Annotated in this window: 20 protein-coding genes; 5 read left to right on the plus strand and 15 right to left on the minus strand. The window is 66.7% G+C overall.

Annotated elements, in window-relative coordinates; all coding sequences use genetic code 11:
• Nucleotides 1-174: 174 nt before the first annotated feature.
• A complete protein-coding gene (gene nifU, locus THSYN_RS20295) occupies nucleotides 175-1,050 on the minus strand; it encodes a Fe-S cluster assembly protein NifU (protein WP_100920725.1) in 876 nt (291 codons plus the stop codon).
• A 251-nt stretch (nucleotides 1,051-1,301) separates the two neighbouring features.
• Nucleotides 1,302-1,625, minus strand: a complete 324-nt coding sequence (locus THSYN_RS20300) for a HesB/IscA family protein (RefSeq protein WP_100920726.1) — start codon at nucleotides 1,623-1,625, stop codon at nucleotides 1,302-1,304.
• Nucleotides 1,626-1,852: 227 nt separating this feature from the next.
• Here THSYN_RS20300 and THSYN_RS20305 point away from each other — a divergent pair, with 227 nt between their 5' ends.
• Nucleotides 1,853-2,128: a nitrogen fixation protein NifZ gene (locus THSYN_RS20305; RefSeq protein WP_100920727.1), complete on the plus strand. Its 276-nt coding sequence runs from the start codon at nucleotides 1,853-1,855 to the stop codon at nucleotides 2,126-2,128.
• Nucleotides 2,129-2,266: 138 nt separating this feature from the next.
• Complete coding sequence (locus THSYN_RS20310; RefSeq protein ID WP_157817813.1) at nucleotides 2,267-2,707, plus strand: EamA family transporter; 441 nt, start codon at nucleotides 2,267-2,269, stop codon at nucleotides 2,705-2,707.
• A 162-nt stretch (nucleotides 2,708-2,869) separates the two neighbouring features.
• Here the strand turns inward: THSYN_RS20310 and THSYN_RS20315 are convergent, their stop codons facing one another.
• A complete protein-coding gene (locus tag THSYN_RS20315) occupies nucleotides 2,870-3,451 on the minus strand; it encodes a hypothetical protein (protein WP_100920729.1) in 582 nt (193 codons plus the stop codon).
• A gap of 92 nt (nucleotides 3,452-3,543) precedes the next feature.
• Here THSYN_RS20315 and THSYN_RS20320 point away from each other — a divergent pair, with 92 nt between their 5' ends.
• Genes THSYN_RS20320 through THSYN_RS20330 form a run of 3 tightly spaced genes read left to right on the plus strand, consistent with a single transcriptional unit; the run spans nucleotide 3,544 to nucleotide 5,648 of the window.
• The gene (locus THSYN_RS20320) at nucleotides 3,544-3,858 is read left to right on the plus strand and encodes a GTP 3',8-cyclase MoaA family protein (protein WP_100920730.1); all 315 of its coding nucleotides are present in this window, start codon (nucleotides 3,544-3,546) and stop codon (nucleotides 3,856-3,858) included.
• A gap of 20 nt (nucleotides 3,859-3,878) precedes the next feature.
• The gene (gene murU / locus THSYN_RS20325) at nucleotides 3,879-4,565 is read left to right on the plus strand and encodes an N-acetylmuramate alpha-1-phosphate uridylyltransferase MurU (protein ID WP_100920731.1); all 687 of its coding nucleotides are present in this window, start codon (nucleotides 3,879-3,881) and stop codon (nucleotides 4,563-4,565) included.
• A gap of 36 nt (nucleotides 4,566-4,601) precedes the next feature.
• Nucleotides 4,602-5,648 carry a M14 family metallopeptidase gene (locus tag THSYN_RS20330; protein WP_100920732.1) on the plus strand — a complete coding sequence of 349 codons (1,047 nt, stop codon included), beginning with the start codon at nucleotides 4,602-4,604 and terminating at the stop codon, nucleotides 5,646-5,648.
• A gap of 99 nt (nucleotides 5,649-5,747) precedes the next feature.
• Here THSYN_RS20330 and THSYN_RS20335 read toward each other — a convergent pair whose 3' ends face one another.
• The 12 genes from THSYN_RS20335 to THSYN_RS20390 form a co-directional block, all read right to left on the minus strand.
• Entirely contained in the window at nucleotides 5,748-6,410 is a 663-nt protein-coding gene (locus tag THSYN_RS20335; RefSeq protein ID WP_100920733.1) for an AEC family transporter, read from the minus strand.
• A gap of 15 nt (nucleotides 6,411-6,425) precedes the next feature.
• Nucleotides 6,426-7,019, minus strand: a complete 594-nt coding sequence (locus THSYN_RS20340) for a hypothetical protein (RefSeq protein ID WP_100920734.1) — start codon at nucleotides 7,017-7,019, stop codon at nucleotides 6,426-6,428.
• 624 nt (nucleotides 7,020-7,643) lie between these two features.
• Nucleotides 7,644-8,327, minus strand: coding sequence for a hypothetical protein (locus tag THSYN_RS20345; protein ID WP_100920735.1), 684 nt, complete (start codon nucleotides 8,325-8,327; stop codon nucleotides 7,644-7,646).
• Nucleotides 8,328-8,491: 164 nt separating this feature from the next.
• Nucleotides 8,492-8,890 (minus strand): helix-turn-helix domain-containing protein, encoded by a 399-nt coding sequence (locus tag THSYN_RS36060; RefSeq protein ID WP_100920736.1) that lies wholly within the window; start codon nucleotides 8,888-8,890, stop codon nucleotides 8,492-8,494.
• On the minus strand, nucleotides 8,887-9,174 hold the full coding sequence (locus THSYN_RS20355; protein WP_100920737.1) for a type II toxin-antitoxin system HigB family toxin: 288 nt from the start codon (nucleotides 9,172-9,174) through the stop codon (nucleotides 8,887-8,889). Before THSYN_RS20355 ends, THSYN_RS36060 begins: the two co-directional genes overlap by 4 nt.
• A gap of 42 nt (nucleotides 9,175-9,216) precedes the next feature.
• Nucleotides 9,217-10,278, minus strand: coding sequence for a tRNA pseudouridine(13) synthase TruD (gene truD / locus THSYN_RS20360; protein WP_100920738.1), 1,062 nt, complete (start codon nucleotides 10,276-10,278; stop codon nucleotides 9,217-9,219).
• A 34-nt stretch (nucleotides 10,279-10,312) separates the two neighbouring features.
• Entirely contained in the window at nucleotides 10,313-10,801 is a 489-nt protein-coding gene (gene ispF / locus THSYN_RS20365) for a 2-C-methyl-D-erythritol 2,4-cyclodiphosphate synthase (RefSeq protein ID WP_100920739.1), read from the minus strand.
• Nucleotides 10,795-11,502, minus strand: coding sequence for a 2-C-methyl-D-erythritol 4-phosphate cytidylyltransferase (ispD, locus tag THSYN_RS20370; protein ID WP_100920740.1), 708 nt, complete (start codon nucleotides 11,500-11,502; stop codon nucleotides 10,795-10,797). Before ispD ends, ispF begins: the two co-directional genes overlap by 7 nt.
• Nucleotides 11,503-11,508: 6 nt before the next feature.
• On the minus strand, nucleotides 11,509-11,982 hold the full coding sequence (gene ftsB / locus THSYN_RS20375) for a cell division protein FtsB (RefSeq protein WP_335582466.1): 474 nt from the start codon (nucleotides 11,980-11,982) through the stop codon (nucleotides 11,509-11,511).
• Entirely contained in the window at nucleotides 11,963-13,240 is a 1,278-nt protein-coding gene (gene eno / locus THSYN_RS20380) for a phosphopyruvate hydratase (protein WP_100920741.1), read from the minus strand. Before eno ends, ftsB begins: the two co-directional genes overlap by 20 nt.
• A gap of 366 nt (nucleotides 13,241-13,606) precedes the next feature.
• Nucleotides 13,607-14,443, minus strand: coding sequence for a 3-deoxy-8-phosphooctulonate synthase (gene kdsA, locus THSYN_RS20385; protein WP_100922512.1), 837 nt, complete (start codon nucleotides 14,441-14,443; stop codon nucleotides 13,607-13,609).
• Between the two features lie 17 nt (nucleotides 14,444-14,460).
• Nucleotides 14,461-16,143, minus strand: coding sequence for a CTP synthase (locus THSYN_RS20390; RefSeq protein WP_100920742.1), 1,683 nt, complete (start codon nucleotides 16,141-16,143; stop codon nucleotides 14,461-14,463).
• Between the last annotated feature and the right edge of the window lie 247 nt (nucleotides 16,144-16,390).

A 16,390-nucleotide genomic window follows, 5' to 3' on the forward strand; every position in this document is an offset into this window, starting at 1 on the left:
GCTTGATCTCCGGCGATGATAGACTGGAACGAGGAGCGCCGCTCGCCTTCAGGCTGACGCTGGCCCCGCCATCAAGCCATTCTCCCATTTGCGTTCATTTGCGTTCATTTGCGGACAATACTCGTTTCGTATTTCTCCCCCGGCCCCTTTGCCCTGGTGACGGTACAGTCGCGCTTAGGCCCGCGCCCGCATCGCGCTCGCCGGCAGGACGCGCACGAATTCACCCAGGTCCTCGACGATACGCTGCTGTATCCCCTCGATGGTGGTGGAGGCCATCTGGCAGCCGGCACAGGCGCCGGTCATGTTCACATAGATGTTCTTGCCGTCGATCTCTACCAGCTCCACGTCGCCGCGGTCGCGCTTGAGGTTGGGACGGATCGCCTCGATGGCGCTCTCGATGCGGCGGATGCGCTGCAGGGTGCCGAGCTTGGGGCGCTTGGCCGCGGGCGGCGGGGCGCCGGTGGGGTCGAAGGTGCGGCCCTGGTCCTTGAGCACCCGGGTCAGGATCTCCTCCACCCCCTCATGACAGGCGGAACAGCCGCCGCCGGCCTTGGTGTAGTTCGTGACCTCCTCGACGCTTGAGAGCCCATTGGCGCGGATGGTCTCCTCGATCAGGACCGCATCGACCGCAAAACACTTGCACACCAGCGCGCCTTCCTCATGGTCGTCCTTCCAGACCTCACCGCGGAAGTTGGCGACCGCCGCCTGGAGCGCCTCGCGCCCCATCACCGAGCAGTGCATCTTCTCCGGGGGCAGGCCGTCGAGATAGTCCGCGATGTCCTGGTTGCTGACCTTGAGCGCCTGATCAATGGTCATCCCCTTGACGATCTCGGTCAGCGCGGAACTCGAGGCAATCGCCGAGCCGCAGCCGAAGGTCTGGAAGCCGGCGTCTTTGATGACCAGCGTCTCGGGATCGACCTTGAGTGAGAGCCGCAAGGCGTCCCCGCAGGACAGGGACCCCACGTCCCCCACGGCGTTAGCGTCCGCCAGGGCACCGGCGTTACGGGGGCTGAAAAAGTGGTCTTTGACCTTTTCCGAGTAATCCCACATGGCGTGTCTCCGGGGAAATGAAGTAATGATCTGCGCTTCGCGGTACTTAACGGCGCGACCTCAGGTAGCGGGGTGCTCCGGCAGCCCAGAAAGAGGAGTTATCCACAGATGAACACAGATTATCACAGATAATTCATTGACTTATGCTTGGCCAGGGACTCAGCTTGCCGGTGCTTGCGACAATGACGATAAGCGCATGACAATCCGAAAGAAATCTGTGTCCATCTGTGTCCATCTGTGGATTCTCAGGATCAAGCACTGAACGACTTGCCGCAGCCGCAGCTTTGGGCGGCATTGGGATTCTCGAATCGGAAGCCGTTACCCTCCATGCTGTCCCTGAAGTCGACGGTGACGCCGTCCAGCATCGGCGCGCTGGCGGGGTCGACGAAGACCTTCACCGGCCCGCACTCGACGATCGCGTCGTCGGCGCGCGCCGCCCCCTCCAGGGCCACAGCATATTGCAGGCCGGAACAGCCGCCGCCGGTGACTGAGATGCGCAGCCCGGCGACCGGGTCAGCGGACCCCTTGATGAAACGGCTGACGGCCTTCAGGGCGCTGGGGGTCAGGGTCAACATGGTCGGATGCTCCAAATGGCTTGAGTCTTGCTTCGCTGTTGAGGAGGAAAAAAGCAATCCCCATGCCATGCAGTGAAGAGACTGTATGTCATTGTTGTTGAAGATCTCATAACCCACTGCCGCCGGGCTTGTCGGCTCTGCCACAGCCCTGCGCAGTATTTTGGTCGGATTACCGACAGACCCGCCCAGCCAACCACTGCGCCTGCCAAAAAAGGGAGCAAGCCCCCATGACGCTCGACCAACCGACCCTCGATCAACTCAACCCCGGCGACCTGGTCTATGCCGCCGCCGCCATCGTCAACGACGGGGGCATCCCGGACCTGGCGGCGGACGCCCTGATCGCCGCCCCCGGGACACGCGGCGTCATCCTCAAGATCGGGCACCTGGAGGAGGACCCGGAGCGCACCCTTTATCTGGTCCGCTTTGAGGGACCCGACCTGGTGCTGGGACCACCGACCGGGTGTTGGGCGGAGGAACTCGGCACCGAGCGGCCCGCGGCCTGATCTCCTCGCGACCCTGAGGCACCGATGGCGGAGCGCCCTACGGCGTCCGCCCGCCGCGGGTTTCCGCAACCCTGGTCGCCTTGTCCGGCGCGTGCGGCCGTCGTAGACTCCGAGCCTGGACTCGAATGGTGGCCAGCGATGTGGATCCTGTATGCAGTAGCGGCGTCCGTCATCTGGGGTTTGAGCTACGCCTCAAGCGGGCGCGTAATCGAGCATGGCATGGCGCCGCTCACGTTCTTCTTCTATTACGCCTGCTTCGGGGCCATCGCGGGCGCACTCGCGCTGGCGGCGGGCGGGAGACTGGGCGACCTGACGGGCGAGCTGCGGGCACTGGGGTCGGACTGGCCCTGGTTCGCGCTCGCCCTGATCAGTTCCGCCGCCGGCACCCTGCTGATCTACATGGCCATCGGCGAGAAGAACGCCACGCTGGCCTCGCTGATCGAGATCTCCTACCCGATCTTCGTCGCCCTCTTCGCCTGGCTCTTCTTTCGGCAGAACCAGATCAACACCCTGACCCTCGTCGGCGGCGCCCTGATCATGGGCGGCGTCGTCGTGGTCTTTCTGGCGAATCGGGGCTGATCGGGGCGCCGCGGATCGGCTCAACCTGGCAGAAGTAATTGTTTCACGCAAAGACGCAAACATTGACCAGCGTCGCTTGCGCGGCACCGCCCGGCCCCAGAAGCAGCGCCCCCAGTAGCAGTCCCGCGTCCGTCGGTGTCGTCCTCATCGCTTGCCTCCGCCTTACAAACCACAGTCAAGCCACCGCCTGATGGCGGCCTCGGTCGTCTGATCGATCAGTATTTGTTCACGCAGGCACAGCGCCTGTACGTTGTCGATCGTCTTTCGACTCAGCGTCCGTGCGTCATCCTCACCCGTGCCGAATTCGTGTCCCCGCAACAGCAGTCCGCGCAGTACCCAGTTGACCTCCACTCGACTCACGGAATGGCCGAGTGCGCGAATATTGTCGCGAACCCGCTTGCCGGTTCCCTTGAGATCAAAGGGGTGTTTAACCAAGTCGGATGCGATTAGTTTGAACAGCACACGGTAATCGGCCGGACTCAGCAGGGGCACGCTGGTGACATCGTGGATCTGGGTAGCAAGCGGAAGAAGATCGCGATCCGTGCCCCAGTCGAAAACCGAGGTGCCATTGCCACCTGCCTTATTGTCTCGATCGCTGACAAGCGCATGTCGGCGCGGGTCGTAAATGCGGCCACCCGACCCGTTCCAGTCGACCTTCAGCGGTCCGATGTTCAACGAATCGAGGAACCTGCGGAAACTACCCATGCCGTTCCAGTCGAAATCGACGAATAGGGCACTTTTCAAACCAATACTCCATCTCGAACCGGGCATCACCTCAGGGGTTACCCCGGGCTGGTATCTCACGCCCCTTCGGAGCCTAAGTCAAGGCGCAGGAGATGCCGCTGGGGGAGCCGGGCGACCAGGACCGGGCCGCGGTCTGTTACCCGAGCGACGCCATCCGCCGTGACCTGCAACCCCACTGGGAGCTGATCCCCACCACCGAGACCACCGGCGGCCCGGCGCGCTATTTCCGCGTGGCCGGGAGCCGGTTCCGCATCGGTTTAATCTCCCCCCACAGCCACGACTTCTGCGCCGACTGCAACCGGGGGCCAGGACCGGCGCGGTGCCGCACAGGTCAGGCGGGGCCCCGGTGGGAGCGGCTTCAGCCGCGTCGGGGACCGCAAAGCCCGGTACACTTGCGTCATTCGTGAACCCAGCCCCGGACTCCCCGATGCGCGCCATGATCCTCGCCGCCGGACGCGGCAACCGCATGCGCCCCCTGACCGACCGAGTGCCCAAGCCCCTGCTGCCGGTCGGCGGCAAGCCGCTGATCCAGTACCACATCGAGCGGCTGGCGGCGGCCGGGGTGCGCGAGGTCGTGATCAACCACGCGCACCTGGGCGAGCAGATCGAGGCCGCGCTGGGGGACGGCGCCCAGTGGGGCGTGACCTTGCATTACTCCCCGGAAGGCGAGGGCCGGGCGCTGGAGACCGGCGGCGGCATCTTCAAGGCCCTGCCGCTGCTCGGCCCCGGCCCCTTCTTGGTCGTCAACGCCGACATCTGGACCGATTTCCCCTTCATGGACCTGGACCTGCCCGAGGGCGACTTGGCCCACCTGGTGCTGGTCGCGAATCCACCCCAACACCCCGCGGGGGACTTTGCCCTGGACGGCGACCGGGTCCGCCGGGACGGCGAGCCGCGTTACACCTTCAGCGGCATCGGGCTCTACCGCCCGGAACTGTTCACGGGCTGCGCGCCCGGGGCCTTTCCCCTGGCCCCACTGCTGCGCCGGGCCATGGACCAGGGCCAGGCGGGCGGGCACCTCTATCGGGGCGACTGGTTTGACATCGGCACCCCGCAGCGGCTCGACGAATTGAACCGACGCCTTACCGGCGGCCAGCTGGGGCCTTGCCCTTGACCCCCCGTTACATTACTTTTAGTATTTGAGACGACCATGCTCCAGGAACTCGACCAACTCCCCGCCGGCCTGCTTGCGACCGACAGCCGCGACCTGGCCGGCGCACTCGGCGGCCCGACCCTGATCCACCTGCCCGGGGGGCGGCAACCGCCCCTCTTCGTCTCGGTGCTGCTGCACGGCAACGAGACGGTGGGCTGGGACGCGGTGCGCGTGCTGCTCGCCGAGCGCATCGCGCGCTTCGGCGAGCCGCGACTGCCGCGCAGCTTGAGCCTCTTCATCGGCAACGTGGCGGCGGCCGCCCAGGGCCTGCGCCACCTGCCGGGGCAGCCGGACTACAACCGGATCTGGCCCGGGGGCGAACTGCCCCAGTGCGCAGAGACGCAACTGGCGGCCACGGTGCTCGCGCGCATGACCGAACGCGGGGTCTTCGCCGGCATCGACCTGCACAACAACACCGGGGCTAATCCACACTACGCCTGTGTCGATCGGTTGGACAGCCGGTCCCTGCAACTGGCGACCCTGTTCGCCCGCACCGTGGTCTATTTCACCGGCCCCACCGGGGTGCAGTCGCTCGCCTTCGCGGACCTGTGCCCGACGGTGACGCTGGAGTGCGGCAAGGTGGGCGAGGCGGCCGGGGTGGCGCGCGCGCGGGCCTTAGTGGACGCCGCCCTGCACCTGGCGGCGATTACCGACCATCCGGTGGCGCCCCAGGACATCGACCTCTTCCATACCGTCGCCCGGATGTTCGTCCCGCCCGACCTGAGCCTGGGTTTCCCGCCGGCGGAGGCCGACCTGGTGCTCGATCCGGACCTCGAGCGCTTCAACTTCCGGGAACTGCCGCGCGGGACCGCCTTCGCGCGGCTGCGCGACCCATCACTCGGGGTTGGCCTGCAGGTGCTCGACGAGGGCGGACGGGATGTCGCGAGCCGGTACTTTCACCACGAAGACGGCGAAGTCCGGCTGCGCCGCCCCGTGATGCCCGCGATGCTCACCCACGACCTCACGATCATCCGCCAGGACTGCCTGGGCTATCTGCTGGAGCGTTACAACGACCAGGTCCCGGGGCGCGGCGCCGGACTCTGAGGGCCGACCGGTCGGCCTGGCTGATGGTCCTTGCCATCACCCGGCGCCGCGGCCCGGTCAGTCATCAGGGGGTGCCGGAATACTCGCTTGAGTTACGCGCTATGGCGAGCCGGGGTGGCCGGCACCAATGCCCAGTGCCCAGAGGCCCAGGTTCAGTGTCACAAAGGACAGGAGCGTGGTCACCAGGAGCGCCGAGGCGCACTGCTCGCCCTGCCCATAGCGCTGGGCGAGCAAGGGAAAGATCGTCACCATCGGCAGGCCCGCGATGACCAGTGCGGCCTGGGTCAGCGTGGGGTCGAATGGCGGGACCAGGGCGAGCATGAGAAGGACCGCGAGCGGGTGGACGATCAGCTTGCCCAGCGCGATGCCCGCCGCCGCGCCCAGGCCGCGGTGCAGACGCTCCCCGGCCAGGCTCCCGCCGACCGCGAACAGGGCGACGGCCGCCGCGGAGGCGGCCAGCAGGTCGATGGTGCGCCCGAGCATCCTGGGCAGGGTCACCCCCAGCCAGGCGCACAGCAGACCGGCCGCGATGGCCAGCAGGATCGGATTCTTCACCACCAGGAGCGCGACGTTGCGCAGCGGGCGCAGCACCCCGCCATGGCGGCCCTGGGCGTTGAACTCCGCCAGGATCAGCGTCAGGGGCATGATCAGCAGGATCTCCACCATCATGGTCATGGCCACCGCGATCAGGGCCTCGGCACCGAAGAGTTGACCGACCAAGGCATACCCGATATAGCCGCTGTTGGACATGGACAGGCCCATGCCGAAAAAGGCAGGTCAGACCGCGATCCCGCGCGTGCGCAGTTGGGAACGAATTATCGGGTCGGTCCGATTCTTGGATGTCGCCGCCTTCATAAAGACGACGAGGCGGTCGATGTCGCGCACCACCCCCAGCAGTTCATCATGGTCTTCATTGCTGGAACTGATCGAGCCGAAGGCCAGTTCCATCAGCGCCTCGTCATGGCGGGCAATGCCGATCGCGTAGGCCACATAGCAGGCGAGACCGGGGTGCCGATAATGAATATGGACCGCGAAGCTGCGCCAGGCCTTGAGCCATCCGGCCCACTCGGCGTCGGAGATATCGCGGCGATCGGTGCGCAGGAACAGGATGGTCTTGAGGAACTCCTCGCGCCAGTTCCACTGCGGCGTCACCCCTTGCACCCGCAGACGCTCGATCGCGTGGCTATGGTGCACCTGGCAGTGGTCGCACTGATAATAGAGGGCAAGGGCGTAGGCGATATACTCGCGCTCCAATTCGTCCAGGACGAAGGGGTCCGACTCGTCCGGCACGCCGGTGATCGCGTGCGCATGCAGTTCGTTCAGCACGTCGTTGAACGGCTGGCCCTGGATCGGTTTACGGATGGTTGCCATGAGTACTTCTCGATAAGAAAAACAGCATTCTCTAATATAGTACAACAAAATCTTGTGCAGTGCAACAAAATCCGTCTTGTTGGGTCCATCCACCCCTGAAACCAGACTTGGCGCGCTCCACGGCTGAAGCCTTGGACTCCAGGCGCTTGGGCTGCGGCGCTCAACTTAATGGCAGTCGGCTGCCGACTGGGGTCGCAGGCTGATGCCTTCGCCCTCGCTACCGAGCCCCGAGACGGTGCAGGTAGTCCTGTAGGATGGGTAGAGCGCAGCGAAACCCATCGGTTGCGCGTGCCTGAAGCCTTGCCTGCTGGGTTTCGCTGCGCCCTACCCAGCCTACAGATCGTGCGCGGTCGGGGCCGAAACGTTACCTTAAGAGTCAGGCCGGGACCCGGTGGGAGCAGCTTCAGCCGCGACGCGATCTGGCAAGGTGCCGTGGCCTCGTCGCGGCTGAAGCGTCGACAAGCCGATCGCGAAAATCCAACAATTCGGCTGGCCGAAGCAGCCGATTGCCGCTCCCCTGCAGGTGACCCGCCACCGCGGCGCAGATGCGCCATAGCGTCGCCTTGCCCGGTGCGTTGTCCAGTTGGCCGCGCAGCTTGACCTCCTCCCGCGCCAGCCAACGGTCTACCAGGACCTCGTAGAGGGTGTAGCTGTCCCAGTCACGCCCGCCTCCATGATGTCCTGGATATGCGCTAGCAACAACGGCCGGAAGCGCAGCGACTCCATGGAGCGGACCACCGCGGCGGCGCGCAGCCGCATCGGATTGTCGCGCGCCAGGAGCCGCTGACCCAGGGTGTCCGGGAAACGTCGGCGCAGATAGGCATCCACCTGGTCGTCGTCGAAGAGCGAGAGGAAGACCATCGGGCAGGTATAGCCGCCGACCTGGACCCGCCCCGGGCGGCCGAAGGCATCGGCGGCGGTCTCAGGGAAGAACTGGGTCCGGCAGGAGAGGATGACCCGGCGGTAGTTCCTGGTGGCGTCCAGGATCTCGGTGAGCCGCCCCTCGATGCGGCTCCAGGCGGTCGGGTCCTCGTCCAAGGCATCGAGCAGCAGGACCGTGCGCGCCTGGTTGGGCTGGGCGCGCACCGTTTCCAGGGTGTCCGAGCCGAGCTTGAGCAAGCGACAGTCGTAGCCCTTCGGCCAGAAGGCCGTCAGGTGCATGAGCCGGATCATCATGAGGAGCGAGGTCTTGCCCATCCCGGCATCGGAGAGGATGAACAACTGGGTGCGCCCGTCCCCGAGGGGCGCGAAATCGCCCTTCAGGAAGGCATCGATGACCTCGAAGGCCGGCTGGCGGACCTGGGCCATGGGCTCCTGGTCCTCACGGCGGTCGGCGGGGTTGTGGTGCTGGCAGTAGGCTTGAAGTAGTAGCGGGCCAGGAGTTGGGGGTCGCCGAAGACATCGCCGATACGGACGAGTTCCTGAGCGCGCCCGGCCGGCACGATGATCAAGACCGCTGCCGCGCCGCCCGGTTACAGGAAGTTGGCCGCCGGGATGCCGAAGCGCGCAGCCAGTGCCTTGACCTGCCGGACATTCAGGCTGCGCCGACCCGCCAGGATGGCGCTGACCACGCTCTGGGCGCCGATCTCGGGCAGGTCGGACTGGCGCAGGCCGTGCACGTCCATCAGGTGCCGCAGCATGGCGGCGCCGTCGGCCGACTCGGGCATCGGGTCCCGACGCTCCCATTCGGCAACGGTCTCGCCGATCTGCTGGGCGAGGGCGGCGAGCGGGTGCGACTCGTCCGCGCCGCCGGCATCCAGCACCGCGTCCAGGGTCTTGACCACCTCCAGGTACTCGCCATCGGTGCTCGGCGGGCGCAGTAGGGGCGCCACGTAGGGCCAGTGGGCGATGGCCTCTTCGACTCGGTTCATGACTGCCAACCCCCTTGATCGTACTCGGCGTGGGTCAACACCGCACGCACAAAGACCTTCTGCCGATTGAAGTGGATGGCGGCGATCAGTCTGAGCTTGTTGCCGCCGATGTTGAACACGAACAGGTCACCGACCTTGTCGACCCCCGGAAACAGGTGACGCAACTGGCTGAAATTCAGAACCTGGGCGCGCCTTGCGATCCGGTACCAATGGTCCAAGGCCCCCGCGCACTCCGGATGTTCGCGGGCCGCGTCGGCGATACGGCGCTGAGTGATGATATGCATTTACCCTAAATATAGCAGATTGCTATGAAGCGGGTGAACATATCAGTCTTCGCCGGCCTGCCCCCAGTCCATCAGTTCGCGCAGAACGGCGGTCGCGTAGGCCCCGGCCGGGAGCTCAAAGGCCAACTCGCAGCCGCGGTCGGTCAGATCCCAACCCAGGTCCGGCACCAGCAACCGCAGGGCCCGGCGGTCCTGCTCCAGGCCGAAGCGGGCGAGGCCGGCGGGCCAGCCAGGGTGGGCGGCGGCCACGGCGTCCTCCAGGGCGCGGACCTCGCCTTGGCTGGGCGGGTCGCCGCGGCCCCAGAGGGGGCCGGTGGGGTGCAGGTCCAGGCGGGCGGTGCGCCCGCGCAGGGTGTCGTCGATGGTGTCGGCGGGAAACCAGGAGTGGCTGCCGTCCAGGTTGAGACAATCCCCGGGGAGCGGCCGGTCCCAGTCGCCGCGGGTCAGGCGTGCGGCCAGGACCTGGTTGAAGACCTGGGAGCGGGCGGCGGAGAGCCAGAGGCCCTGCTGGTGGCGCGAGGGGCGGCGGATGGCGCCGTGAAAGAGGGCGTCGGCGCGGGCCAGGTTGGCGCCGTTGCGGCCGAAACGCTGTTCGCCGAAGTAGTTGGGGACGCCCAGGGTGCGGATGGCGGTGATCCGCTCGGCGAGTCGGTCCGGGTCAGGCGCCCAGTTGCGCACCCGGATACGGAAGCGGTTGCCGGCCAGGGCGCCGCGGCGCAGTTTGCGGCGGTGGGGGTGGACCGCCAGGACCTCGATGCCCTCGACGGCCAGGGCGGACCAGTCGGGTTCGCGCTCGCGCGGGCGCGGCAGGGAGAACCACTGGCTGGTGACGGCGCGGCGGTCCTTGAGCCCGGCGTAGCCCAAATCCTTCGGGTCGACCCCAGCGGTCGCGGCGAGTCGGCCAGCGACCCATTCGGTGTTCTGGTCGGTCTTGCGCACCCAGAGCAGGAGGTGGTCGCCGTCACCGTCCGGCGGGAAGCCCAAGACCTCCTCGACTTCAAAGTCTGCGGGTTCGACCCGCAGGCGGCCGGTGCCCAGGGGGGCGCCGTGGGCGCGCGGGAGGGCGTGGAAGGGGCTCCAGGTCGGTCCAGTCGGGTGCGTCATCTCTTCATTTGCGTTTGTTTGCGTTCATTTGCGGCTAATCATCTTTCGGCCTTCCTTCCTCCAACAGAACCACGGCGCAGGCTGCAATCCCCTCCCCGCGCCCGGTGAACCCCAGCCGCTCGGTGGTGGTGGCCTTGACGTTGACGCGCGCCGGGTCACAGCGCAGATCCGCGGCGAGCAGGGCGCGCATGGCGGCGATATGGGGGGCCATCTTGGGGCGCTCGGCGACGATGGTCACATCGGCGTTGTGGACCTTGAGCCCGAGCCCGGTCAGGCTCTCCAGGACACGGCGCAGCAGGATGCGGCTGTCGATCCCGGCGTAGGCGGCATCGGTGTCGGGGAAGTGGTGACCGATGTCGCCCAGGCCCGCGGCCCCCAGCAGGGCGTCGCACAGTGCATGGATGGCGACATCGCCGTCGGAGTGGGCGACCAGTCCCTGGTCGTGGGGGACCGTTACCCCGCACAGGATCAGGGGGCGCCCGGGGGCGAAGCGGTGGACGTCGAAACCCTGGCCGATCAGCATGAGGATGCCTGTGTGTCGAGATAGAAGCGGGCGAGCGGAAGGTCCTCGGCCCTGGTGATCTTGAGATTGTCCGCATGTCCCTCGATGAGGCGCGGGGCGAGCCCCATGCGCTCCATGGCGCCGGCGTCATCGGTCACGAGATCCCCGGCCGCGATGGCGTCCTGCAGCGCCGCGCGCAGGGCGCCCAGGCGGAACATCTGGGGGGTGTAGGCGTGCCACAGGGTCGTACGGTCCAGGGTACAGCGGATGCGCCCGGCGGCATCGGCGCCCTTCATGGTGTCGCGCACCGGCACGGCGAGGATGCCGCCCACCGGGTCGGCGGCCAGTTCGGTGATCAGCCGGTCGAGATCGGCCCGGCGCAGACAGGGACGGGCGGCGTCGTGGACCAGCACCCAGTCGGCCGGATCGGCCTCCGCGGCCAGGGCCTCCAGGGCGTTCATCACGGAGTGACAGCGCTCGGCGCCGCCCGCCACCCGCCGCACCTTGGGGTGATCGGCATAGGCGGTCGCGGGCCAGAAGCCGTCCTCCGCGCCCAGGGCGACCCAGACGCCACTGATGCGCGCGTCCTCAATGAAGGGGGCCAGGGTCCAGTCGATGACCGGGCGACCGGCCAGGTCCAGGTATTGTTTGGGGATGGCGGCACCCAGACGGCGGCCGACACCGGCCGCCGGGAGCACGGCCCAGAAACGCTGATCAGTCATTCGTGTTCATTGGCGTTCTTCGCGGGCTGGCGGCTCTTTCTTCGGTCCGGCCGGACTGCTTTTCTTGTGGCGTGGTGCCGGTGTCGCAGGCTCGGTATCGGGCGGGGCCGGGACCGCGGGGAGCGGGGAGCGCTCGATGACCTGGATGAAGGCCTCACCGCCCTTGATCATGCCCAGTTCGTCGCGCGCCCGCTCCTCTAGGGCGGCCTCACCGGAGCGCAGGTCCTCGACCTCCGCCTGGAGTTCCTGGTTGCGGGTGCGCAGCCGCTCAAGCTCGGCCTTCTGGGCGACGATCTCCAGATTCAGCCCGTGCAGGTCCGCACGGCTCCCCGGTCCGACCCAGAGCCGGTATTGGAGTGCCGCGAGCAGCACGATCAGTACGAGGATCAGCAGGCGCATGGACGGGAGCGGCAGGGCACTGACCGCCGACCGGAGGGTACCGGCCGGCGGTGCGTCGGCCTCAGAGCCAGCGGAAGGCATTGCGGCCGGCATAGACGGCCTCGTCGCCCAACTGGTCCTCAATGCGCATCAACTGGTTGTACTTGGCGACGCGGTCGGAGCGCGACAGGGAGCCGGTCTTGATCTGACCGGCGGCGGTGGCGACCACCAGATCGGCAATGGTCGTGTCCTCGGTCTCGCCGGAGCGGTGGGAGACCACCGCGGTGTAGCCGGCGGCATGGGCCATGGCGATCGCCTCCATGGTCTCGGTCAGGGTGCCGATCTGGTTGACCTTGATCAGGATGGAGTTGGCGATACCGCGGTCGATGCCTTGCTTCAGGATCTTGGTGTTGGTGACGAAGAGGTCGTCACCGACGATCTGAATGCGGTCCCCGAGCCGCTCGGTCAGGCGCTTCCAGCCGTCCCAATCGCCCTCGGCCAGGCCGTCCTCGATGGTCAGGATGGGGTACTGGTTGACCCAGCCCTCCAGCATGGCGATCACGCCGTCGGAGTCGAGCTTGACGCCCTCGCCTTCCAGGTCGTAGACGCCGTCCTTGTAGAACTCGGAGGCGGCCACGTCCAGGCCGATCCAGATGTCCTTGCCCGCCGTGAAGCCGGTCTTGCCGATCGCCTCCAGGATCGCCTCCACCGCGGCCACATTTGAGGGCAGGTCGGGGGCGAAGCCGCCCTCGTCGCCGACGGAGGTGGCGAGCCCGCGGGCCTTGAGCACCGATTTCAGGGCATGGAAGACCTCGGCACCGTAACGCACCGCCTCGCGGATGCTCGGGGCGCCCACCGGCAGGATCATGAACTCCTGGAAGTCGACGCTGTTGTCGGCGTGCTGACCGCCGTTGATGATGTTCATCATCGGCACCGGCAGCCGGTAGGGGCCGGCGCTGAGCGAGCGATAGAGCGGCAGGGCGCGCTCTTGGGCGGCGGCATGGGCGGCGGCGAGCGAGACCCCCAGGAGCGCATTGGCGCCGAGCCGGGACTTATTCTCGGTGCCGTCCAGTTCGATCATGGTGCGGTCGATCGCGCCCTGCTCGGTCACCTCCATGCCGACCACGGCGTCCTTGATCTCGCCCTCGATGCGCCCGACGGCCTTAAGCACGCCCTTGCCGCCGTAGCGGCCCTTGTCACCGTCGCGCATCTCCAGCGCCTCGCGCGAGCCGGTGGAGGCCCCGGAGGGGACGATGGCGCGGCCGATGGCGCCGTCGGCGGTGATGACGTCGGCCTCCACGGTGGGGTTGCCGCGGGAATCCAGGACTTCACGGGCACGGACATCGACGATTTCGGACATGGTGGCTCTCTCTTGGTCAGTTATAAGGTTAACAAGGGTAACGAATCGGGAACATCGTCAGCGCAGCGGAGGGCACCTTCACAGGCTGGAAATTAGATAGGATTAACAGAATTTTTCAAGCTTTACAGGATGATGACCCTAGAAAGAGCAGTTATCCACAGATGAACACAGATTATCACAGATGATTCATTGACTTACGCTTGGCCGGGGGCTCACCTTGCCGGTGATTGTGACATCAGCGATAAGCGCATGACAATTCAAAGAAAATTTGTGTTCATCTGTGTTCATCTGTGGATTTTAGGATTACTGGGCAGGACCCAGGATCGGAAAGGCCTGCGAAATCCTGTCAATCCTGACCATTTATTATCATGTAATCGCATCTTCGGCGAAAGGAGCGGACTTGACCAGTCGGTCGATCGCGACCAGGGTGGCGAGCAGGTCACGCATCTGGCCCAAGGGCCAGGCGTTGGGGCCGTCGCTCATGGCCTGATCCGGGCGCGGGTGCGTCTCCATGAAGACGCCGGCCACTCCCGCGGCCACCGCCGCGCGCGCCAGCACCGGGACGAACTCGCGCTGCCCGCCCGAGCGGTCCCCCTGCCCCCCCGGCAACTGCACCGAATGGGTGGCATCGAAGACCACCGGGCAGCCGGTGGCGCGCATCACCGCCAAGGAGCGCATGTCCGAGATCAGGTTGTTATAGCCGAAGGAAACCCCGCGCTCGCACACCATGATCCGGTCGTTGCCGGTGGCGCGCGCCTTGTCCACGACGTTGCGCATGTCCCAGGGGGCGAGGAACTGGCCCTTCTTGATGTTGACCGGCAGTCCCAGCGCCGCCACGGCCTGGATGAAATTGGTCTGGCGGCAGAGGAAGGCCGGGGTCTGGAGGACATCGACCACCGCCGCCACCTCGTTGAGCGGCGTGTCCTCGTGCACGTCGGTGAGGATCGGGACACCGCAGCGCGCACGCACCGATTCCAGGATTTTGAGCCCCGCCTCCAGCCCGGGCCCGCGGAAGCTGCCGGCGGACGAGCGGTTGGCCTTGTCGAAGGAAGACTTATAGATAAAGGGGATACCGAGCGCGTCCGTGATTTCCTTCAAGGTCCCGGCCGTCTCCTGCGCCAGGGTCTCGCCCTCGATCACGCAGGGCCCGGCGATCAGGAACAGGGGCCGGTCGAGCCCAACCTCGAAGCCCGCGAGCGGCATGAAGCCCCCGAGCGGGATCATGGCGTGGCCCCCGCGACCGGTGCCGGTGCAGGCCCGGCCCCGCCCCCGGCCTGATGCTCCAGCGCCGCGCGGATGAAGCCGCAGAAGAGCGGGTGCCCGTCACGCGGCGTGGAGGTGAACTCCGGGTGGAACTGGCAGGCGATGAACCAGGGATGATCCGGGATCTCGATGATCTCCACCAGCCGGTTGTCGAGCGACCACCCGGAGAAGCGCATCCCCGCGTCCTTCATCAGGTTCAGGTAGCGGTTGTTGAACTCGTAGCGATGGCGGTGACGCTCGCGGACCTGGGCACTGCCATAGACGGCGCGCGCCAGGCTCCCCGGCTCCAGCCGGCAGTTCTGTCCGCCCAGGCGCATGGTGCCGCCTAAGTCAGACCCCTCGCTGCGGGTCTCGAGCTGCCCCTGCTCGTCGCGCCACTCGGTAATCAGGGCGATCACCGGGTGCGGGGTCTGGCGATCGAACTCGGTGCTGTGGGCGCCCTCCAACCCGGCCAGGTCCCGGGCGTAACCGATCACCGCCACCTGCATCCCCAGACAGATCCCGAGATAGGGCACCCGGTGCTCCCGGGCATAGCGCGCCGCCTGGATCTTGCCCTCGATGCCGCGCTCGCCGAAGCCGCCGGGGACCAGAATCGCATCCAGTCCGGCCAACTGACCGGGCCCCTCCTGCTCGATCTCCTGGGAGTCGATATACACCACCTCCACCCGCGTGCCCGTGTGCACCCCGGCGTGGGCCAGGGCCTCGGACAGTGACTTGTAGGCCTCGGTCAGGTGCATGTATTTGCCGACCATGCCGATCCGCACCTGTCCCTGGGGTTGGTCGAAGCCCGCGAGCACTCGATCCCACTCGCGCAGATCCGCCGCGCCCACCTCCAGGTGGAACTGGCGGACCACCAGTTCGTCGAGCCCCTGGGCGTGGAGCAGGCGCGGGATGCGGTAGATATTGTCCGCGTCCACCGCCGAGATGACGGCATCCTCGGCCACGTTGGTGAAGAGCGCGATCTTGCGCCGCTCCTCGTCCGGCAGGTCGGTCTCGCAGCGGCACAGGAGCACATCGGGCTGGATGCCGATGGAGCGCAACTCCTTGACCGAGTGCTGGGTCGGCTTGGTCTTGATCTCGCCGGCGCAGCGCAGATAGGGGACCAGGGTCAGGTGCATGAAGAGCGCGTTCTCGCGGCCCAACTCCACCCGCATCTGGCGGATCGCCTCCAGGAAGGGCAGCGACTCGATGTCGCCGACGGTCCCGCCGATCTCCACCATCGCGATGTCGGAACCCTGGGCGCCGAGCCGGATGCTGTCCTTGATCTCATCGGTGATGTGCGGGATGACCTGCACGGTGCGGCCCAGGTAGTCGCCGCGGCGTTCCTTGCGGATCACCGTGTCGTAGATCTGGCCGGTGGTGAAATTGTTGTTGCGCCCCATCCGGGTGCGCAGAAAACGCTCGTAGTGGCCCAGGTCCAGGTCGGTCTCGGCGCCGTCGTCGGTGACATAGACCTCGCCGTGCTGGAAGGGGCTCATGGTCCCCGGGTCCACGTTGATGTAGGGGTCGAGCTTGATCATGGTGACCGCAAGCCCGCGCGCCTCCAGCAGGGCCGCCAGCGAAGCCGACGCGATGCCCTTGCCGAGCGACGAGACCACCCCGCCGGTAATGAAGATGAACTTAGTCTTAGAGGGGGTCATGAGGGGATCACTGGGGTAGGACAGGTTCCTGGACTTAAGGCCGCTGGCCCGACACGCTACCAAATTCGCCGCGCCCCCTCAACGCGGCAACGCGCCGGTCGGCGACCCAAGGCCCCTGCCGGACCCGAGCGCACACCGGTTTGCCTATCAAAGTCAGGGGTTCGCGCGTATAGTCGGCGAGGACCTCGCAAACGCGAGACACACGGCCGACGCAGGATCGCGGTGGATCGACGCTGGCTGCCCAATC

It is taken from the genome of Candidatus Thiodictyon syntrophicum (assembly GCF_002813775.1).
Lineage (GTDB): Bacteria > Pseudomonadota > Gammaproteobacteria > Chromatiales > Chromatiaceae > Thiodictyon > Thiodictyon syntrophicum.